Origin of the sequence: Nocardioides imazamoxiresistens (assembly GCF_032378595.1) — a bacterium.
Taxonomy (GTDB): domain Bacteria; phylum Actinomycetota; class Actinomycetes; order Propionibacteriales; family Nocardioidaceae; genus Nocardioides; species Nocardioides imazamoxiresistens.
The window spans coordinates 190148-206204 of record NZ_JAVYII010000002.1 but is presented as its reverse complement, the minus strand read 5'-3'; the positions used below and the strand labels follow the sequence as shown (position 1 = coordinate 206204).

Below are 16057 nucleotides of genomic sequence, written 5' to 3'. Positions count from 1 at the left end.
AACAGCCCGCGGTCCCAGGAGGTTGGCACGGACATGTCGGGGATGACGGGGATGGGCGCGGCGTGGCGTCACCTGCGCACGGACCGCTCGGCCGTCGGCTCCCGGGTCGACCCGGCGGTGGTGCGTCGGGTGCTCGGAGCGGCCGTCCCGCACCGCCGTCTGCTGGCCGGGTTCGGCACCGTGACCGTCCTCGACGCCCTCCTGGTCGTCGTCACGCCGCTGCTGGTGCAGCGACTGGTGGACGACGGGATCGTCGCGGGCGAGGTCGGCGTCATCGTGTGGGTGGCGGTGGCGATCGCCGGCGTCGCGCTGGTCGACGCGGCGTTCGGCGTGCTGGGGGGCTGGCTCTCGGCCCGGATCGGGGAGGGCCTGATCCGCGACCTGCGGATCCAGGTCTTCGGCCACGTGCAGCGCCAGGGCCTGGCGTTCTTCACCCGGACCCAGACCGGCGCCCTCGTGTCGCGGCTGAACAACGACGTGGTCGGCGCCCAGCGCGCGTTCACCACCGTCCTGTCCAACGTGGTCGCCAACTCGGTCTCCGCGCTCGTCGTGGGCATCACCATGCTGGCGCTGAGCTGGCAGGTCACCCTCCTGTGCCTCGTCATGTTCCCGCTGCTGTTCGTCGTCTCGCGCTGGGTCGGCGCCCGGTTGGCGGTCCTGACCCGCGAGCAGATGGACGGCAACGCCGACCTGGGCAACGTGATGACCGAGCGCTTCAACGTCGGCGGCGCCATGCTGCTCAAGCTCTTCGGCCGTCGCACCGAGGAGGACGTGAACTTCGCCCTCAAGGCGACGCGGGTGCGCGACGTCGGGGTCAGGATCGCCCTGCTCACGCGTCTGTTCGCCTCCGTGATGCTGCTGGTGCCGGCGCTCGCGACCGCGCTGGTCTACGGCGTCGGCGGCTACCTGGTCGTCCGGGGAGAGCTGACGCTGGGCACGCTGCTGGCCCTGGCGACGCTGCTGCTGCGGCTGCTCGGGCCCCTGCAGGGCCTGTCGAACGTCCGCATCGACGTGATGACCGCCCTGGTGAGCTTCGAGCGCGTCTTCGAGGTGCTCGACCTGCCGTCCACCGTGGTCGAGCGGGCCGACGCCGTGCCGCTGCAGTTCGCCGCCGGCAGCCGGGGCGTGCGCCTCGAGCTCGACCACGTCGGGTTCGCCTACCCGGACCCCGCCACCACCACGCTCGCGTCGCTGGAGACGGTCGGCGGCGCCGACCGCGGACGCGGCTCCGAGCCGGTCCTGCACGACGTCACCTTCGTCGCCGAGCCCGGGGAGACGGTCGCGCTCGTCGGTCCGTCGGGGGCCGGCAAGACGACCATCACCCACCTGGTCGCGCGCCTATACGACGTCGACCGGGGGACCGTGCGGGTGGCCGGGCACGACGTGCGCGCCGTGACGCTGGACTCGCTGGAGGACGTCGTCGGCTACGTCACCCAGGACTCCCACATGTTCCACGACACCATCGGCGCGAACCTGCGCTACGCCCGGCCCGACGCGACCGACGAGCAGATCTGGGCGGCCCTCGAGGCGGCCCGCATCGCCCGTCTCGTCCGGTCGCTGCCGCAGGGCCTCGAGACCGTGGTCGGCGACCGCGGCTACCGGCTCTCCGGCGGCGAGCGCCAGCGGCTCGCGATCGCACGGCTGCTGCTCAAGGCGCCGCCGCTGGTGGTGCTCGACGAGGCGACGGCGCACCTCGACGGCGAGTCCGAGCAGGCCGTGCAGGAGGCACTGGCCACCGCGCTCGACGGGCGTACCTCCCTGGTGATCGCGCACCGCCTCTCGACGGTGCGCTCGGCCGACCAGATCCTCGTCGTCGACGGCGGACGGATCGTCGAGGCCGGCACGCACCCCGAGCTGCTGGCCCGCGGGGGCCTGTACGCCCAGCTGCACGGCACGCAGCTGGTCGACGACACGCCGGTCACCCGCTGAGGCCGGGCCGGCTCGCTCGGGTTCTCGGGAGGTCAGTCCAGGATCGCGGTCGCCTCGATCTCGACGAGGAGCGCGGGGAACCAGAGGGCCTGGACGCCGATCACCGTGAGGGGCGGCAGCGGGGTGCTGTAGCCGTGGGTGCCCTGCGCCCGTGCGGTGCCCTCGTAGAGCTCGGCCGCCATGTCGGTGTTCCAGCCGACCACGTAGACCGTGAGCCGGGCGACGTCGCTGACGTCACCGCCGGCCGCACGGACCCCGGTGGCGATGTTGGCGAGCGCGGAGTGGACCTGGCCGGCGAGGTCCGTGGCGGTCGGCCGACCCTGCGGATCGACGCCGGCCTGACCGGCCAGCAGCACGGTCCGCGTACCGGTGGCTACCGCGAGGGGTGCGTAGTCGTCCTGTTCGAGCAGGCCGTCCGGGTGGCTGAGGTGCACGGTCATCACTGGCTCCTTCGACGCGATCGGGTGCGGTCGCCCCGACGGTAGTCGCCGGTCAGGTGCCGGAGCGCTCCCGCTCGGCGCGCAGCCGGGCCTGCACCTGCGCCTGGCGCTGCTCCTCGGCCTCCAGCCGGTCGCGCTTCTCGGCGCGCAGCTGCTCGCGACGGGCAGGACCGCCCCGACGTTCGTCGTACATCAGGTAGAAGAAGCCGAAGACGGCCAGGAGCCCGAAGAACCACCACTGCAGGCCGTAGAAGAAGTGCGGCCCCTCGCCGAGGTCGGGCAGCGGCGGGGGGGAGAGCGGATCGGCGGCCTCCGGCGACTCGGTGGCGAGGTCGACGAAGCCGGCCAGGACGTCGCGGTCCAGCGCCGTGCCGATCGACGCCGAGGAGATCGCGCGCGTCGACTGCTGCGCGGACACGGACGTGCTGCTGCCCTCGGCGTCGCGCCGCACCCAGCCGGTGATCTCGACCTCGCCCGCCGGGGGAGCCGGCAGCAGGTCGGTGTCCGTGCCGCTCAGCGCGCCGCTGTTGTCGGTGGCCATCCAGCCCCGGTCGACCAGCACGCTCGACCCGTCGTCGAGCACCAGCGGCACGACCACGTCGACCCCCGGCGCGCCGTCGCGGGTGCGGTAGCGCACGACGACCGAGTCCTCCACGGCGTACTCGCCGACGGCGGTCACGGCCGCCCACTCCTGCTCGGCGGTCGGCGGGACGTCGGGCGACATGATCTCGCGGACGTCGACGGCCGCCTGGCCCTCGTTGCGCTCCACGAGCTCGTTGCGGTCCCGGCGGTCGTCGAGCCGGTGGAACTGCCACTGCCCCAGCACGTAGGCCAGGTAGGTCAGGAGGACCACCACCACGCCGAACAGGACCCACCGGCGCGAGAGGAGGAAGCGGAAGGAACCCACCGCCCCAGGCTATCCGGCCGCTCCGTGCCCCCAGCACCTAGACTCGGACCATGTCCGCCCTTCCCTTCCCGACCCTGCCGGGCCGTGCGACGGCGGGCGCGAGCACCGGTGGCCTCGTCGACCAGCACGGCCGCGTCGCCACGGACCTGCGCGTCTCCCTGACCGACCGGTGCAACCTGCGCTGCTCCTACTGCATGCCGCCCGAGGGCCTCGACTGGCTGCCGACCGACGACGTCCTCACCGACGACGAGGTGGTGCGCCTGGTCGGCATCGGCATCGAGCACCTCGGGGTGCGGGAGGTGCGGTTCACCGGCGGCGAGCCCCTCGTCCGCCGCGGCCTCGTCGACATCGTCGGCCGGGTCCGGTCCCTCGACCCGGACGTCGAGCTCTCCATCACCACGAACGCGCTGGGTCTCGCCCGCACCGCGCCGGCGCTCGCCGCCGCCGGGCTCGACCGCGTCAACGTGAGCCTCGACAGCGTGCGCCCGGAGGTGTACGCGGCCGTCACGCGCCGCGACCGCCTCCACGACGCCATCGCCGGCATCGAGGCCGCCGACGCGGCCGGGCTCTCGCCCGTCAAGGTCAACGCCGTCCTGCTGCGGGGGCTCAACGACGGCGAGGCGCCCGAACTCGTGCGGTGGGCGCTGGCCGCCGGCTACGAGCTGCGCTTCATCGAGCAGATGCCGCTCGACGCCCAGCACGGCTGGTCGCGCGAGAAGATGGTCACCGCCGACGAGATCCTGGCCTCCCTCGAGGCGGCGTTCGTCGTGACGCCCGCCGACGAGCAGCGGGGCAGCGCCCCCGCGGAGCGCTTCGACGTGGACGCGGGCGCGGGCCTGCGCGGCCGGGTCGGCGTGATCGCCTCGGTGACCCGCCCGTTCTGCGGCGACTGCGACCGCGTCCGCCTCACCGCCGACGGGCAGGTGCGCAACTGCCTGTTCGCCCGCCACGAGTCGGACCTGCGCGCCGCACTGCGCGGCGGCGCCGACGATGACGAGATCGCGCGCCGCTGGCGTGCGGCGATGTGGACCAAGGCCCCCGGCCACGGCATCGACGACCCGTCGTTCCTGCAGCCGACGCGCCCGATGTCGGCCATCGGCGGCTGACGCCGCGCTGACGCTGACGCCGCGCCGACGCCGGTGGGGTCAGCCGACCTCGTCGTACGCCACGACGTCGCGCAGGAAACCGCGCGCGGCGAGGTGGTCCGACAGGCTCGCGCGGTGCTCGTCGCAGGCCAGCCAGACCTTGCGGCGCTCCGGGGTGTGCAGGCGCGGGTTGTTCCACCGCAGGGCCCACAGCGCCGGCAGCCGGCAGCCGCGCGCGGAGCAGATCGGCTCGAGCTCGCCGTCGGGAGCGCTCACGCGGCGGGTCCCTCCGTGGAGCCGTCGGACGGGCCCAGGCCTCGGCGCTCGCCGGGGCTGGGCAGCGCCTGGGCGTCGACCTCCTCGAGGTCGAACCCGTCGGACTCCTGCGAGGTGACGTTGGCCGCGACGACGGCGAACCAGGGCAGGAAGACCGCCCCGGCGACCAGGACCCAGCGCAGCCACCCCGGGCCGACCAGGAAGGCGCCCACGAAGCACAGGGTGCGGACGGTCATCGCGATGATGTAGCGGCGCTGGCGCCCGTCCAGCTCCTCACCGGGAGCCGTGCGCGCGGTGGTGATCCTGACGACGCCGTCGTCCTGCGCGCGGCGCTGGAAGGGTCGACGAGGCATGCCCACGATGCTACGCCGCCCACCCACGCGCCCCCGGGCCCCGGCAGGGCCGGCGCTAGCATCACCGCGACCGCACCGACGACAGGAGCCACCATGAGCAGCCGCACGTACCGCGTCACCGAGATCGTCGGGACCTCTCCCGAGGGCGTCGACCAGGCCATCCGCAACGGGATCGAGCGCGCCGGCAAGACGCTGCGTCACCTCGACTGGTTCGAGGTCAGCCAGGTGCGCGGCCACGTGAAGGACGGGACGGTCGACCACTTCCAGGTCTCGATGAAGGTCGGCTTCCGCCTCGAGGACGAGTGAGGCCCGCGGCCCCGCCGCCCGAGGGCGCGCGGGGCCGCGGTGTTTCGCGTACCTATCGGTAATCACTAGCGTCGCGGAGCGTGACCGACTCGCAGCAGACCGACGCGCCCGGCGGGCGCACCGTCCTCGTCACCGGCGGCAACCGCGGCATCGGCCGCGCCATCGCCGAGGCGTTCCTCGCCCAGGGTGACCGTGTCGCGGTGACCACCCGCAACGGCGGAGGCCCCGAGGGGGCGCTCGACGTGCGGTGCGACGTCACCGACCCCGAGCAGGTCGAGGCGGCCTTCGCCACGGTCGAGTCGGAGCTCGGGCCGGTCGAGGTCCTCGTCGCCAACGCGGGCATCACCAAGGACACCCTGCTGCTGCGGATGAGCGAGGACGACTGGAGCGCCGTCGTCGAGACGAACCTCACCGGCACCTACCGCCTGGTCAAGCGCGCCGCCAAGGGCATGCTGCGCCAGCGTCGCGGCCGGATCGTGCTGATCTCGTCGGTCGTCGGTCTGCTCGGCTCCGCCGGCCAGGTCAACTACGCCGCCTCCAAGTCGGGCCTCGTGGGCCTCGCTCGCTCCGTGGCGCGCGAGCTCGGCAGCCGCTCGATCACGGCGAACGTCGTCGCGCCCGGGTTCGTCGAGACCGACATGACCGAGGTGCTGACCGACGCCCAGCGCGAGACCATCCGCACCCAGGTGCCGCTGGGCCGGTACGCCCGGCCCGAGGAGGTCGCCGGCGCCGTGACGTGGCTGGCGAGCGAGCAGGCCGCGTACGTGACCGGGGCCGTGATCCCGGTCGACGGCGGCCTCGGCATGGGTCACTGACCCACCGCCGCCCCGCGAACACCCCGCACACCCCGCACACCCACCCGAACTCCAAGAAGGAGCACCGCCTGATGGGCATCCTCGAGGGCAAGCGCATCCTGGTCGCCGGCGTGACGATGGACTCCTCCATCGGATTCGCCACCGCGAAGGTCGCGCAGGAGCAGGGCGCCACCGTCCTCATCTCCAACTTCGGCCGCGCGCTCGGCATCACCCGTCGGATCGCGAAGCGCCTGCCGGTCGAGCCCCCGGTGCTGGAGCTGGACGTCACCGACCCGGAGCACCTGGCCGGGCTGGAGGCGCAGGTGCGCGAGCACGTCGACGGTCTCGACGGCGTCGTGCACTCCATCGCGTACGGCAACCCCGAGACGCTGCTCGGCGGCCGGTTCCTCGACGGCCCGTGGGACGACGTCGCCCAGGCCGTGCAGGTCTCGGCGTACTCCCTGAAGTCGCTCGCGACCGCCACGCGCCCGCTGCTCGACCGCGGCTCGTCCATCGTCGGGCTGACGTTCGACGCCACCGTGGCGTGGCCGGCCTACGACTGGATGGGCGTGGCCAAGGCGGGTCTCGAGTCCTGCTCGCGCTACCTCGCCCGCGACCTGGGTCCCGACGGCATCCGGGTGAACCTGGTCTCGGCCGGGCCGCTCAAGACCCTGGCTGCGAAGGCCATCCCGGGCTTCGAGCGTCTCGAGCAGACGTGGGAGGACCGCGCCCCGCTGGGCTGGGACAACGCGGACCAGGACCCGACCGCGCGCGCCGTGGTGGCGCTGCTCTCGGACTTCTTCCCGGCCACGACGGGCGAGATCGTCCACGTCGACGGCGGCTTCCACGCGATGGGCGCCTGAGGGACCCGGGATCGGCGTCGCCCCGCACCCCACGGGGTGCGGGGCACCACGACGTGGTGCAGGTCCTCCCTCCCAGTCGGACCTGCCGGGCGTGGTGCCCCGGGAGGCTGAGCCTCCCTCCCATGAGAGCGCGGTCAGCGTAGCGCACGAGCCCACGACCACCCCGGATCCGACGATCCGGCCGCACCCGGTCCGGGAGTGGTGGGACAGTAGACGCGTGAACCTCTCGGAGCCCTCCCGCGTGCGGCGTCTGGTCGTCGCGCGGCACGCCGAGGCCGCCTCGGCGGCAGCGACGGACCACGACCGCGACCTCACCGACGACGGCCGCGCGGCGGCGGCGTCGCTGGGGGAGTGGCTGCGCCACGAAGGACACGTGCCGGACCGCGCGCTGCTCTCCGACGCCCGGCGCACGCAGCGCACCTGGGAGGAGGCCGCGGCCGCCGGCGACCTGCTCGACGTGCCCGTCGACCTGTCCCCGGCCCTCTACGGCGCCGGGCCGGAGTCCGCCCTCGACCTGGTGCGCGCCACCGACCCGGACGTGCGCACCCTCGTGGTGGTGGGCCACAACCCGACGATCGCCTCCCTCGCGCACCTGCTGCACGACGGCCGCGGCAGCGAGCGGGCGGCCGTGCGGATGGCGCAGGGGCACCCCACGGCGGCCGTCACGGTGCTGGTCACGCCCGTCGCGTGGGCCGACCTCGACTGGGGCGCCGCCCGGCTCCTCGACTTCCACGTCGCCCGCCCCTAGCGGCGGGCCGCCTCAGTCGACGCCGGGCGCCGGCGTGACGAGACCGGCGGCGGCGTCGGCCGCCTCGACCTCCTCGCGGGAGATCCCGAGCAGGTAGACGATGGTGTCCAGGTACGGCACGTTCACGGCGACCTCGGCCGCCTCGCGCACGGCGGGCTTGGCGTTGAACGCGATGCCCAGGCCCGCGGCGCCGAGCATGTCGAGGTCGTTGGCGCCGTCGCCGACCGCGATCGTCGCCTCGACCGGCACGCCCACCTCGGCCGCGAACTGGCGCAGCGCGGCGGCCTTGCCCGCCCGGTCGACGACGGGGCCGACGATGCGACCCGTCAGCCGCCCGTCGGCGATCTCCAGCTCGTTGGCGCGGGCGAAGTCGATGCCCAGGTCCGCGGCCAACCGGTCGGTGACCTGGCTGAAGCCGCCGGACACGATGGCGAAGCGGTAGCCCAGCCGCTTCAGGGTGCGCACCATCGTGCGCGCGCCCGGCGCCAGGCGGATGCCGGCGTACACGCTGTCCAGCGCCGAGGCCTCGACGCCCTCGAGGCGTGCGACTCGTCGGCGCAGCGACTCCTCGAAGTCGAGCTCGCCGCGCATCGCGGCCTCGGTGACGGCCGCGACCTCGGCCTCGCAGCCGGCGTGGGCGGCGAGCATCTCGATGACCTCGCCCTGGATGAGGGTGGAGTCCACGTCCATGACGATCAGCCGCATGCCCCGGCGCAGGAGGTTCGCCGGCTGCACCGCGACGTCGACGCCCTGGCGGGCCGCCTCGGCGGCGACGACCTCGCGCAGCCGCTCGGGGTCGGTGCCCGAGACGTGCAGGTCGATCGCGGTGACCGGGTAGCGGGCCATCCGCTCGATGCGGTCGATGTTGGCCCCGGAGTCGGCGATGCGACCGGTGATCGCGGCCAGCGCCTCGGCCTGCAGGGGAGCGCCGATCACCGAGACGTGCACCCGGCCCGCACCGCGTCGGCTGTTGTCGCCGGTGCCCTGCTCCACCTCGACCTGCATGTCGAGGTCGTCGGCCGCGCGCTCGAGCGCTTCGGTCAGGCCCGTGACGTCGTCGGGGGCGGTGACGAGGACACCGAGGATCAGGCGGCCGCGCAGCACGATCTGCTCGACGTCGACGACGTCGACGCCCGCTCCGGCGAGGGTGGCCAGCAGGGAGCTGGTCACTCCCGGTCGGTCCTTGCCCGTCAGGGTGACCAGGACGGTGTCGGACCCGGGGAGTCGGTCGGTGCTCATCGGGCGGAAGGCTACCGCCCGCCGGACGGCGTCCGTGCGTCAGTCCGGGTCAGGCCGGGGGCCAGACCTCCGGCGAGCCCGCGGCCGTCAGGCCGCGCCGGGCGTGCCGGGCCAGCTGCTCGAGCACGTCGTGGCGCGCCTGCGTCTCGGCCGCGCTGAGGGCTCCGCCGTGGTCGCGGCCGGCGAGCTCGGTGAGGCGCAGCATCCGCAGCGCGCGGGCGGCCAGCGACACGCAGCGGGCGGGTACGCCCGGGGGCGCGACGAGAGCGTCGGCCCGCGCGAGGTCCATCAGCTCGTCGGCCAGATCCGGGTTCCACCGCGCGACGTCGAGTCGGGCCAGCGCGTCGGCGGCGACCAGCACGCCGGAGCGCAGCCCGCGGTCGGCCTCGCCCACGTCGGGCAGGGGCCGGCGGTGGGCCGCGTGCGCGGTCCACTCGACCGCCGCCCCCACGCCGGCCGGGACCCAGCCGACGCCCAGGTCGGGGGCCACGACCGCCTCCTCGGCCTCCAGCGCCGCTGCGTTGAACGCCGCGGGGCCGCCGAGGCCGACCGGGTCGCCGGGGGCGCCGAACGCCGCGCCGAGCTGCGTGGCCCCGCCGGCACGCAGGAGCCCCAGGGCCTCGAGCAGGGGCGTCGAGGGGCCGTCGAGGGCGGCGACGACGTGGCGTACGCCGTGCTGGGCCAGCGCGTCGAGCAGGTCGTCGGGGGAGGACAGGCCGCGCAGCCAGGAGGTACCCCACCAGGCCAGCGTCAGCGAGACAGGCGTGTCGTGCACCGTCCGAGCCTACGCGCGCACCGGACCGGCGGCCCCGGCGCCGCGGGCGGCCGCCGGTCGATAGGGTGCGGCACATGACCGCTGTGCTCGAGCTCGCCGACGTGACGGTCCGACGGGGGAAGGCGGTGCTGCTCGACGAGGTCACCTGGGTGGTCGACGAGGGCGAACGCTGGGTCCTGCTGGGCCCGAACGGCGCCGGCAAGACGACCCTGCTGCAGATCGCGGCCGCGCAGCTGCACCCGACCTCGGGTGCCGTCGGCCTGCTCGGCGAGCTGCTGGGCACCGTCGACGTCTTCGAGCTGCGCCCGCGGATCGGCGTGGCGAGCGCGGCGGTGGCCGACCGGATCCCGCGCGGCGAGAAGGTGCGCGACCTGGTCATCTCGGCGGCGCACGGCGTCGTCGGTCGCTGGCGGGAGCAGTACGAGGCGCCCGACGAGCAGCGCGCCGACGACCTGCTGCGCGAGCTGAGCGTCGCCCACCTCGCCGAGCGGACCTTCGGCACCCTCAGCGAGGGCGAGCGCAAGCGCGTGCAGATCGCCCGCTCCCTGATGACCGACCCGGAGCTGCTCCTGCTCGACGAGCCCGGGGCCGGACTGGACCTCGGGGGCCGCGAGGACCTCGTGAGCACGCTGTCGGTCCTCGCCTACGACCCCGACTCGCCCGCCACGATCCTCGTCTCGCACCACGTCGAGGAGATCCCCCCGGGCTTCACGCACGCGATGCTGCTCAAGGAGGGCCGCGTCGTGGCCGCGGGCACGCTCGCGGCCACGCTGACCGAGGCGAACCTGTCGGCGACGTTCGACACGCCCCTCTCGGTGAGCCTGGTCGACGGCCGGTGGTCGGCGCGGCGCCGCACGCGGCGCCAGGCCGGCGTGTGAGCACCTTCGAGATCGTCGCGATCCTCCTCGCCGGAGGGTTCGCGGGGGCCATCAACACGGTGGTCGGGTCCGGGACGCTGATCACCTTCCCGACCCTGATCGCCTTCGGGGTCCCGCCGATCGTCGCCAACGCCTCGAACAACATCGGCCTGGTGCCGGGGTCGCTGTCCGGGGCGTGGGGCTACCGCCGCGAGCTGTCCGGCCAGCGACGGCGCCTGGTGGTGTTCGGCTCCGCCTCGGCGCTCGGCGGCGTCATCGGCGCCGTGCTGCTGTTCTCGCTGCCCGACGGCGCCTTCGCCGCGATCGTGCCCGCCCTGATCCTGCTGGGCCTGGTGCTGGTGGTCGCCGGGCCGCGGATCTCGGCGACGATCGCCCGGCGGCGCGAGGAGAAGGGCCTCGGCGAGCTGCCGCCGAACGGCCCCCGGTGGCTGTGGCCCGTGGTGGTGCTGACGGGCATGTACGGCGGCTACTTCGGCGCGGCGCAGGGCATCATCCTGATGGCGTTCCTGGGCATCGCGCTGCCCGAGACCCTGCAGCGGCTCAACGCGATGAAGAACGTGATGGTCGCGCTGGTCAACGGCATCGCCGGCCTGCTGTTCGTCTTCTTCGTCGAGATCGACTGGCTGATCGTGGTGCTGATCGGCGCCGGCGCGGTCGTCGGCGCGCAGGTCGGCGCCGCCTACGGCCGCCGGCTGCCCGACGCCGTGCTGCGCGGCTTCATCGTGGTGGTCGGCGTCGTGGCGCTCGCCGCGTTCCTCCTCGGCTGAGCGCCCCGACGACCCGACCGGGCCGCGGGCGGCTCAGATCTTCGAGACGTAGGTCTCCGAGGCGAACCTGTCGTGCCAGCCCTGGCGCAGCGCCGGGTCCTTCTGGATGGTCACCGCGATCGCCACGACCGCGGCGACCTGGGCGACCGTGCTGAGGAACCCGCCGAGGAACGGGACGGCCACGAGCAGCGCGGCCGCGTAGAAGGCGTTGCGGCGCACCGACTGAGCGCCCGTGACGGTGCCGCCGCCGGGACCCACGACCTTGAGCCGCATCACGGACTTGCCGATGGTCTGGCCGCTGCTGGTCTCGAAGAAGTAGTTGTACGCCACGTAGGCGCCCGTGAGCAGGGCCGCCTGGACGACCCCGTTGACGTAGCCCTCGACGAAGCGGGGCAGCACCACGTTGACCACGGCGTTGACGATCACCGCCAGGATGATCGTCGGGACGCCGACGACGAGGCCGTCGATCAGCCGGGCGACGAAGCGGTCGCCGAGCTCGGCGGGCCGCGGGCCCGTGGACCCGTAGGAACCGGGGTTCGCGGCGCCGTGCCCGCCGGGGGGCTGCTGGAAGCTCACGCTGGGTCTCCTTCACCGGGCGCGCCGACGGCCGGTGCGCGATCGGCACCACCGTAGTGCTCCGCACCGTCCTCGGGCACGACCACCTCGCCCTCGACGTACGCGCCCAGCCACCTCCCCAGCTCGGCGTACGCGCGGCGTCGCGCGGGCGGTCGCGACAGCACCACGTCGTGCATCGCGCCCGGGACCGTCACCAGCGTCAGGTGGCGGGCGCCCACCGACGGCGACCAGCGCCGGATCTGCTCGACGTCGAGCACGATGTCGCTGGTGTAGACGTCCTCGTCGAGCTCGCGCGGCGACGTCGTGCGGTCGGAGGAGAGGACCACGACGGGTACGCCGACCGCCAGGCCCCGGTGCAGCTCGGCGTGGGCGCGGCGCACGGCCCGCAGCCACCCCGCGTACACCGGCACCGACTCCAGCGGCTTCCACCGCAGGTCGTAGTCGAACTCGCCGCCGTGGTCGCGGTGCAGGCTGCGGCCGTAGAGGCCGGAGACGGTGCGCGGGATGACGCGGCGGGGCACGAACCCGCCCACCTTGTCGACCACGAAGGTCCCCACCGTGCGCATCAGCAGCGGCCCCCGCAGGTCGAACCACGGCGCGTTGAGCACCATGGCGCACAGCTGCGACGGAGCGCGGTCGTGGGCCCACTGCGCGACGACGAGGCCGCCGGTGCTGTGCCCCGAGAGCACGACGCGGTCGTGCCCGTCGCGCTCGGTGATGCGCTGCCAGGCGGCGTCGAGCTCCTCGCCGTACGCCCGCAGGTCGGTGACGTAGGTGGGCGTCTGGTGCGGGCGCAGCGAGCGTCCGTACTTGCGCAGGTCCACCGCGTACACGTCGTAGCCGCGCTCGGCCCACCAGGCGCCGTACTCGGTGTGGAAGAAGTAGTCGCAGAAGCCGTGCACGTGCAGCACCGCTCCGCGGCGCGGGCTGACGGCGGGCCGGTGCACGAGGGTGGCGACGACCTCGCCCTCCTCGTCCGGCTGCAGCGTGATGGTCTCGGCGAGGTAGGGCGCGCCCAGGACGGCGTCGGGGCCCACGACGGTCATGGCCCCATCACACCACTCGATCGCCTCCGCGGGCAGCGCGGCTGGCCTACGCTCGGCCGGTGAGCACTGCTCGGGGGCGTCCGCGGCCCGCCGCCACCGCCTCGGTCGCGGCCTTCGTCGCCGACCGGCACCGCCTGTGGCGCACCGGCACGCCCCGCGGCCAGCGCTGGGCGCTCGGCGCCCTCGCCGCCGGCGTGCTGACCTGCCTCGGCGTCTCGCTGCTGCGCTTCGAGTGGATGCCCGTCACCGCCTACGCCGTGTGGCTGCTCGCCGGGCTCCTCGTGCTGCGCTTCGGCCCGCTGGTCGTGCACGCCTGCCTGTGCCTGGCCGCCGGCGTCGCGGCGGTCCTCGTCGACGCACCCGTCTCGCAGGGCCGCCTGAGCGCCCTGCTCGCGCTGCTGGTGGCGGTGGTCCTCGTGCTCGTGCACGCCGCCCGCCAGCGCACCGGGCTGCCCGCGATCGTCGGCGAGGCGATGCTCGTCGACCTGCGGGACCGGCTGCAGGCCCAGAGCACGGTGCCGCCGCTGCCGCGGGGCTGGCGGGCCGAGTCGGCGACACTGGCTGCCGACGGGGTGGCGTACGCCGGCGACTTCCTGGTCGCGGAGCTCGACCGTGAGGGCCGCCACCTCGAGATGATCCTGGTCGACGTGTGCGGCAAGGGGGTCCAGGCCGGACCGCAGGCGCTCAGCTTCGCGGGCGCGCTGGCCGGGTTGCTGGGCGCGCTGCCGCCGAAGGCCCTGATGACCGCGGCGAACGACTACCTCCTGCGCCGCCACGACGACGGGGCGTTCGCGACGGCGGTCCACGTCCGCGTGGACCTGGTCGACGGCGGCTTCGCCGTCCTCAGCGCGGGCCACCCGCCGGCGCTGCGCTACGACGCGTCGTCGCGCGCCTGGCTCGCGGACCCCGCCCGCGGCACCGCGCTGGGTGTCGACCCCGACCCCGAGCTCGTCGAGTCCCGGGGCGTGCTCGGGCCGGGCGAGGCGCTGATGTTCTACACCGACGGCGTCATCGAGTCGCGCGAGGCCGACCTCGACGCGGGCCTGGAGTGGCTGTGCGCGACCGCCGGCCGGGTCGTCGCGTCCGGGTTCGCCGGAGCGCCGCGGCGCATCCTGCGCCAGGTGCGTCGTGGGGACGACGACCGGGCCGTGCTCGTGCTGAGCCGCGACGCCTGAGACCGTGGCCGTGCTCCGGCCGTCCGGGAACAGAACGGGCACCCGTCCCGTTGACGTGATAGTTTCGCTTTCAACTAGACGAGGAGTGAGCGGCATGCAGATCGGGATCTTCACCGTCGGCGACGTCACGACCGACCCGACGAACGGCACCACGCCGACCGAGAACGAGCGGATCCGGGCGACGGTGGCGATCGCGCGCAAGGCCGAGGAGATCGGCCTGGACGTCTTCGCGACCGGTGAGCACCACAACCCGCCGTTCGCGGCGCCCGCCAACCCGCCGGTCCTGCTCGCGCACCTGGCCGCGCAGACCGAGCGGCTGGTGCTCTCGACGTCGACCACGCTCATCACCACGAACGACCCGGTGCGGCTGGCGCAGGACTACGCGTACGTCCAGCACCTCGCCGAGGGGCGCGTCGACCTGATGATGGGCCGCGGCAACACCGGCCCGGTCTACCCCTGGTTCGGCAAGGACATCCGCAAGGGCATCGAGCTCGCGGTCGAGAACTACGCGCTGCTGCACCGCCTGTGGCGCGAGGACGTGGTCGACTGGCAGGGCGCGCACCGCACCCCGCTGCAGGGCTTCACCTCGACCCCGCGTCCGCTCGACGGCGTGCCGCCGTTCGTGTGGCACGGCTCGATCCGCAGCCCCGAGATCGCCGAGCAGGCGGCCTACTACGGCGACGGCTTCTTCCACAACCACATCTTCTGGCCCGCCTCGCACACCCGGCAGATGGTGGCGCTCTACCGCCGGCGCTTCGAGCACTACGGCCACGGCACGGCGGAGCAGGCGATCGTCGGGCTCGGCGGGCAGTTCTTCATGCGCCGCAACAGCCAGGACGCGGTGCGCGAGTTCCGGCCGTACTTCGACAACGCCCCGGTCTACGGCCACGGGCCCTCGCTGGAGGACTTCAGCCGCCAGACGCCGCTGACCGTCGGGTCCCCGCAGGAGGTCCTCGAGCGCACGCTGGGCTTCAAGGAGTACGCCGGCCACTACCAGCGCCAGCTGTTCCTGGTCGACCACGCCGGGCTGCCGCTCAAGACCGTGCTCGAGCAGCTCGACCTGCTCGGCGAGATCCTGCCGGAGATGCGCAAGGGCTTCGCCGAGGGACGGCCCGCGAGCGTGCCGGACGCGCCGACCCACGCGTCGCTGGTCGCCGCGGCCGGCGGTGGCCACGACACGACCGTGCACGGCGTCGACGACGTCACCGGCCACCGGGCCGAGGAGGTGTCGGCGTGAGCGTGCGGATCGCCGTGGTGTCGGCGGGGCTCTCGCAGCCCTCGTCGACGCGGCTGCTCGCGGACCAGCTCGCGGCCGCCACCACGGCGGCCGTGGGCGACGCCACGCTGCACGAGGTCGGCGGCGGCCCCGAGGTCGTGGTCGACGTCGTGGAGCTGCGCGACCACGCGCACGCGCTGGCGGACCACCTGCTGACCGGCTTCGCCTCGGGCGAGCTGGCCGAGGCGATCGGCCGGGTCGCCCGGGCGGACGCGCTGATCGTGGTGACCCCGGTGTTCTCGGCCTCGTACTCCGGCCTGTTCAAGACGTTCTTCGACGTCCTCGAGCCGGAGACGCTGGCGGGTACGCCCGTGCTGCTCGCCGCGACCGCCGGGACGGCCCGGCACTCGCTGGTCCTGGAGCACGCGCTGCGCCCGCTGTTCGCCTACCTGCGAGCCGTCACGGTCCCGACCGCGGTGTTCGCGGCCACGGAGGACTTCGGCGACAGCACCCTGGCCGCCCGGGTGCACCGGGCCGCGGGCGAGCTCGCGGCGATGGTGGTCGGCCGCGGCGGCGGCCGTCTCGGCGAGCGACGCAGCGCGGCCCTGCCCGGCCCCGACGAGGAGTTCGGCGAGGTCGTGCCGTTCGAGGCGCTGCTGCGCCGCTCGCACGAGCAGTGACAGG

Annotated in this window: 19 protein-coding genes; 11 read left to right on the top strand and 8 right to left on the bottom strand. The window is 74.3% G+C overall.

Annotated elements, in window-relative coordinates:
• Positions 1 to 33: 33 nt before the first annotated feature.
• Positions 34 to 1929 (top strand): ABC transporter ATP-binding protein, encoded by a 1896-nt coding sequence (locus RDV89_RS05065; protein ID WP_315731856.1) that lies wholly within the window; start codon positions 34 to 36, stop codon positions 1927 to 1929.
• Positions 1930 to 1961: 32 nt separating this feature from the next.
• Here the strand turns inward: RDV89_RS05065 and RDV89_RS05060 are convergent, their stop codons facing one another.
• Together RDV89_RS05060 and RDV89_RS05055 are read right to left on the bottom strand one after the other, a co-directional pair.
• Positions 1962 to 2369 (bottom strand): RidA family protein, encoded by a 408-nt coding sequence (locus tag RDV89_RS05060; RefSeq protein WP_315731855.1) that lies wholly within the window; start codon positions 2367 to 2369, stop codon positions 1962 to 1964.
• 52 nt (positions 2370 to 2421) lie between these two features.
• On the bottom strand, positions 2422 to 3276 hold the full coding sequence (locus RDV89_RS05055; RefSeq protein WP_315731854.1) for an SURF1 family cytochrome oxidase biogenesis protein: 855 nt from the start codon (positions 3274 to 3276) through the stop codon (positions 2422 to 2424).
• Between the two features lie 50 nt (positions 3277 to 3326).
• Between RDV89_RS05055 and moaA the strand changes: the two genes are divergently transcribed.
• Positions 3327 to 4382 (top strand): GTP 3',8-cyclase MoaA, encoded by a 1056-nt coding sequence (moaA, locus tag RDV89_RS05050; protein ID WP_315731853.1) that lies wholly within the window; start codon positions 3327 to 3329, stop codon positions 4380 to 4382.
• A gap of 39 nt (positions 4383 to 4421) precedes the next feature.
• Here the strand turns inward: moaA and RDV89_RS05045 are convergent, their stop codons facing one another.
• Positions 4422 to 4637 (bottom strand): hypothetical protein, encoded by a 216-nt coding sequence (locus tag RDV89_RS05045; protein ID WP_315731852.1) that lies wholly within the window; start codon positions 4635 to 4637, stop codon positions 4422 to 4424.
• A complete protein-coding gene (locus tag RDV89_RS05040; RefSeq protein WP_315731851.1) occupies positions 4634 to 4990 on the bottom strand; it encodes a DUF3099 domain-containing protein in 357 nt (118 codons plus the stop codon). Before RDV89_RS05040 ends, RDV89_RS05045 begins: the two co-directional genes overlap by 4 nt.
• A gap of 93 nt (positions 4991 to 5083) precedes the next feature.
• On the opposite strand from RDV89_RS05040, the gene RDV89_RS05035 reads away from it, so the two are divergent.
• The 4 genes from RDV89_RS05035 (at position 5084) to RDV89_RS05020 (ending at position 7701) form a co-directional block, all read left to right on the top strand.
• On the top strand, positions 5084 to 5296 hold the full coding sequence (locus tag RDV89_RS05035) for a dodecin (RefSeq protein WP_315731850.1): 213 nt from the start codon (positions 5084 to 5086) through the stop codon (positions 5294 to 5296).
• An 80-nt stretch (positions 5297 to 5376) separates the two neighbouring features.
• Entirely contained in the window at positions 5377 to 6111 is a 735-nt protein-coding gene (fabG, locus tag RDV89_RS05030) for a 3-oxoacyl-[acyl-carrier-protein] reductase (RefSeq protein ID WP_315731849.1), read from the top strand.
• 71 nt (positions 6112 to 6182) lie between these two features.
• The gene (fabI, locus tag RDV89_RS05025; protein WP_315731848.1) at positions 6183 to 6953 is read left to right on the top strand and encodes an enoyl-ACP reductase FabI; all 771 of its coding nucleotides are present in this window, start codon (positions 6183 to 6185) and stop codon (positions 6951 to 6953) included.
• A gap of 217 nt (positions 6954 to 7170) precedes the next feature.
• Positions 7171 to 7701: a SixA phosphatase family protein gene (locus RDV89_RS05020; protein WP_315731847.1), complete on the top strand. Its 531-nt coding sequence runs from the start codon at positions 7171 to 7173 to the stop codon at positions 7699 to 7701.
• Positions 7702 to 7713: 12 nt separating this feature from the next.
• Here RDV89_RS05020 and serB read toward each other — a convergent pair whose 3' ends face one another.
• Together serB and RDV89_RS05010 are read right to left on the bottom strand one after the other, a co-directional pair.
• Positions 7714 to 8940 (bottom strand): phosphoserine phosphatase SerB, encoded by a 1227-nt coding sequence (gene serB / locus RDV89_RS05015; protein ID WP_315731846.1) that lies wholly within the window; start codon positions 8938 to 8940, stop codon positions 7714 to 7716.
• A gap of 49 nt (positions 8941 to 8989) precedes the next feature.
• Positions 8990 to 9715, bottom strand: a complete 726-nt coding sequence (locus RDV89_RS05010; RefSeq protein WP_315731845.1) for an Rv1486c family protein — start codon at positions 9713 to 9715, stop codon at positions 8990 to 8992.
• Positions 9716 to 9789: 74 nt separating this feature from the next.
• Here RDV89_RS05010 and RDV89_RS05005 point away from each other — a divergent pair, with 74 nt between their 5' ends.
• A complete protein-coding gene (locus RDV89_RS05005) occupies positions 9790 to 10593 on the top strand; it encodes an ABC transporter ATP-binding protein (protein ID WP_315731844.1) in 804 nt (267 codons plus the stop codon).
• Positions 10590 to 11360 (top strand): sulfite exporter TauE/SafE family protein, encoded by a 771-nt coding sequence (locus RDV89_RS05000; protein WP_315731843.1) that lies wholly within the window; start codon positions 10590 to 10592, stop codon positions 11358 to 11360. The genes RDV89_RS05005 and RDV89_RS05000 overlap by 4 nt, the downstream gene beginning before the upstream one ends.
• Positions 11361 to 11393: 33 nt before the next feature.
• Here RDV89_RS05000 and RDV89_RS04995 read toward each other — a convergent pair whose 3' ends face one another.
• Together RDV89_RS04995 and RDV89_RS04990 are read right to left on the bottom strand one after the other, a co-directional pair.
• Positions 11394 to 11936, bottom strand: a complete 543-nt coding sequence (locus RDV89_RS04995; protein WP_315731842.1) for an RDD family protein — start codon at positions 11934 to 11936, stop codon at positions 11394 to 11396.
• Entirely contained in the window at positions 11933 to 12982 is a 1050-nt protein-coding gene (locus RDV89_RS04990; protein WP_315731841.1) for an alpha/beta hydrolase, read from the bottom strand. The genes RDV89_RS04995 and RDV89_RS04990 overlap by 4 nt, the downstream gene beginning before the upstream one ends.
• 59 nt (positions 12983 to 13041) lie before the next feature.
• Between RDV89_RS04990 and RDV89_RS04985 the strand changes: the two genes are divergently transcribed.
• From RDV89_RS04985 to RDV89_RS04975, 3 genes are all read left to right on the top strand, one after another.
• Complete coding sequence (locus RDV89_RS04985) at positions 13042 to 14157, top strand: SpoIIE family protein phosphatase (RefSeq protein ID WP_315731840.1); 1116 nt, start codon at positions 13042 to 13044, stop codon at positions 14155 to 14157.
• 94 nt (positions 14158 to 14251) lie between these two features.
• Positions 14252 to 15394 (top strand): LLM class flavin-dependent oxidoreductase, encoded by a 1143-nt coding sequence (locus RDV89_RS04980; protein WP_315731839.1) that lies wholly within the window; start codon positions 14252 to 14254, stop codon positions 15392 to 15394.
• Positions 15391 to 16053, top strand: coding sequence for an FMN reductase (locus RDV89_RS04975; protein ID WP_315731838.1), 663 nt, complete (start codon positions 15391 to 15393; stop codon positions 16051 to 16053). Before RDV89_RS04980 ends, RDV89_RS04975 begins: the two co-directional genes overlap by 4 nt.
• The last annotated feature ends 4 nt before the right edge of the window (positions 16054 to 16057 follow it).

What these genes read in the sequence shown, in the direction of transcription:
- RDV89_RS05065 (WP_315731856.1), top strand. Translation starts at nt 34, where the DNA reads ATGTCGGGGATGACGGGGATGGGCGCGGCGTGGCGTCACCTGCGCACG.
- RDV89_RS05060 (WP_315731855.1), bottom strand. Translation starts at nt 2,369, where the DNA reads ATGACCGTGCACCTCAGCCACCCGGACGGCCTGCTCGAACAGGACGAC.
- moaA (WP_315731853.1), top strand. Translation starts at nt 3,327, where the DNA reads ATGTCCGCCCTTCCCTTCCCGACCCTGCCGGGCCGTGCGACGGCGGGC.
- RDV89_RS05040 (WP_315731851.1), bottom strand. Translation starts at nt 4,990, where the DNA reads ATGCCTCGTCGACCCTTCCAGCGCCGCGCGCAGGACGACGGCGTCGTC.
- RDV89_RS05035 (WP_315731850.1), top strand. Translation starts at nt 5,084, where the DNA reads ATGAGCAGCCGCACGTACCGCGTCACCGAGATCGTCGGGACCTCTCCC.
- fabI (WP_315731848.1), top strand. Translation starts at nt 6,183, where the DNA reads ATGGGCATCCTCGAGGGCAAGCGCATCCTGGTCGCCGGCGTGACGATG.
- serB (WP_315731846.1), bottom strand. Translation starts at nt 8,940, where the DNA reads ATGAGCACCGACCGACTCCCCGGGTCCGACACCGTCCTGGTCACCCTG.
- RDV89_RS05005 (WP_315731844.1), top strand. Translation starts at nt 9,790, where the DNA reads ATGACCGCTGTGCTCGAGCTCGCCGACGTGACGGTCCGACGGGGGAAG.
- RDV89_RS04990 (WP_315731841.1), bottom strand. Translation starts at nt 12,982, where the DNA reads ATGACCGTCGTGGGCCCCGACGCCGTCCTGGGCGCGCCCTACCTCGCC.
- RDV89_RS04980 (WP_315731839.1), top strand. Translation starts at nt 14,252, where the DNA reads ATGCAGATCGGGATCTTCACCGTCGGCGACGTCACGACCGACCCGACG.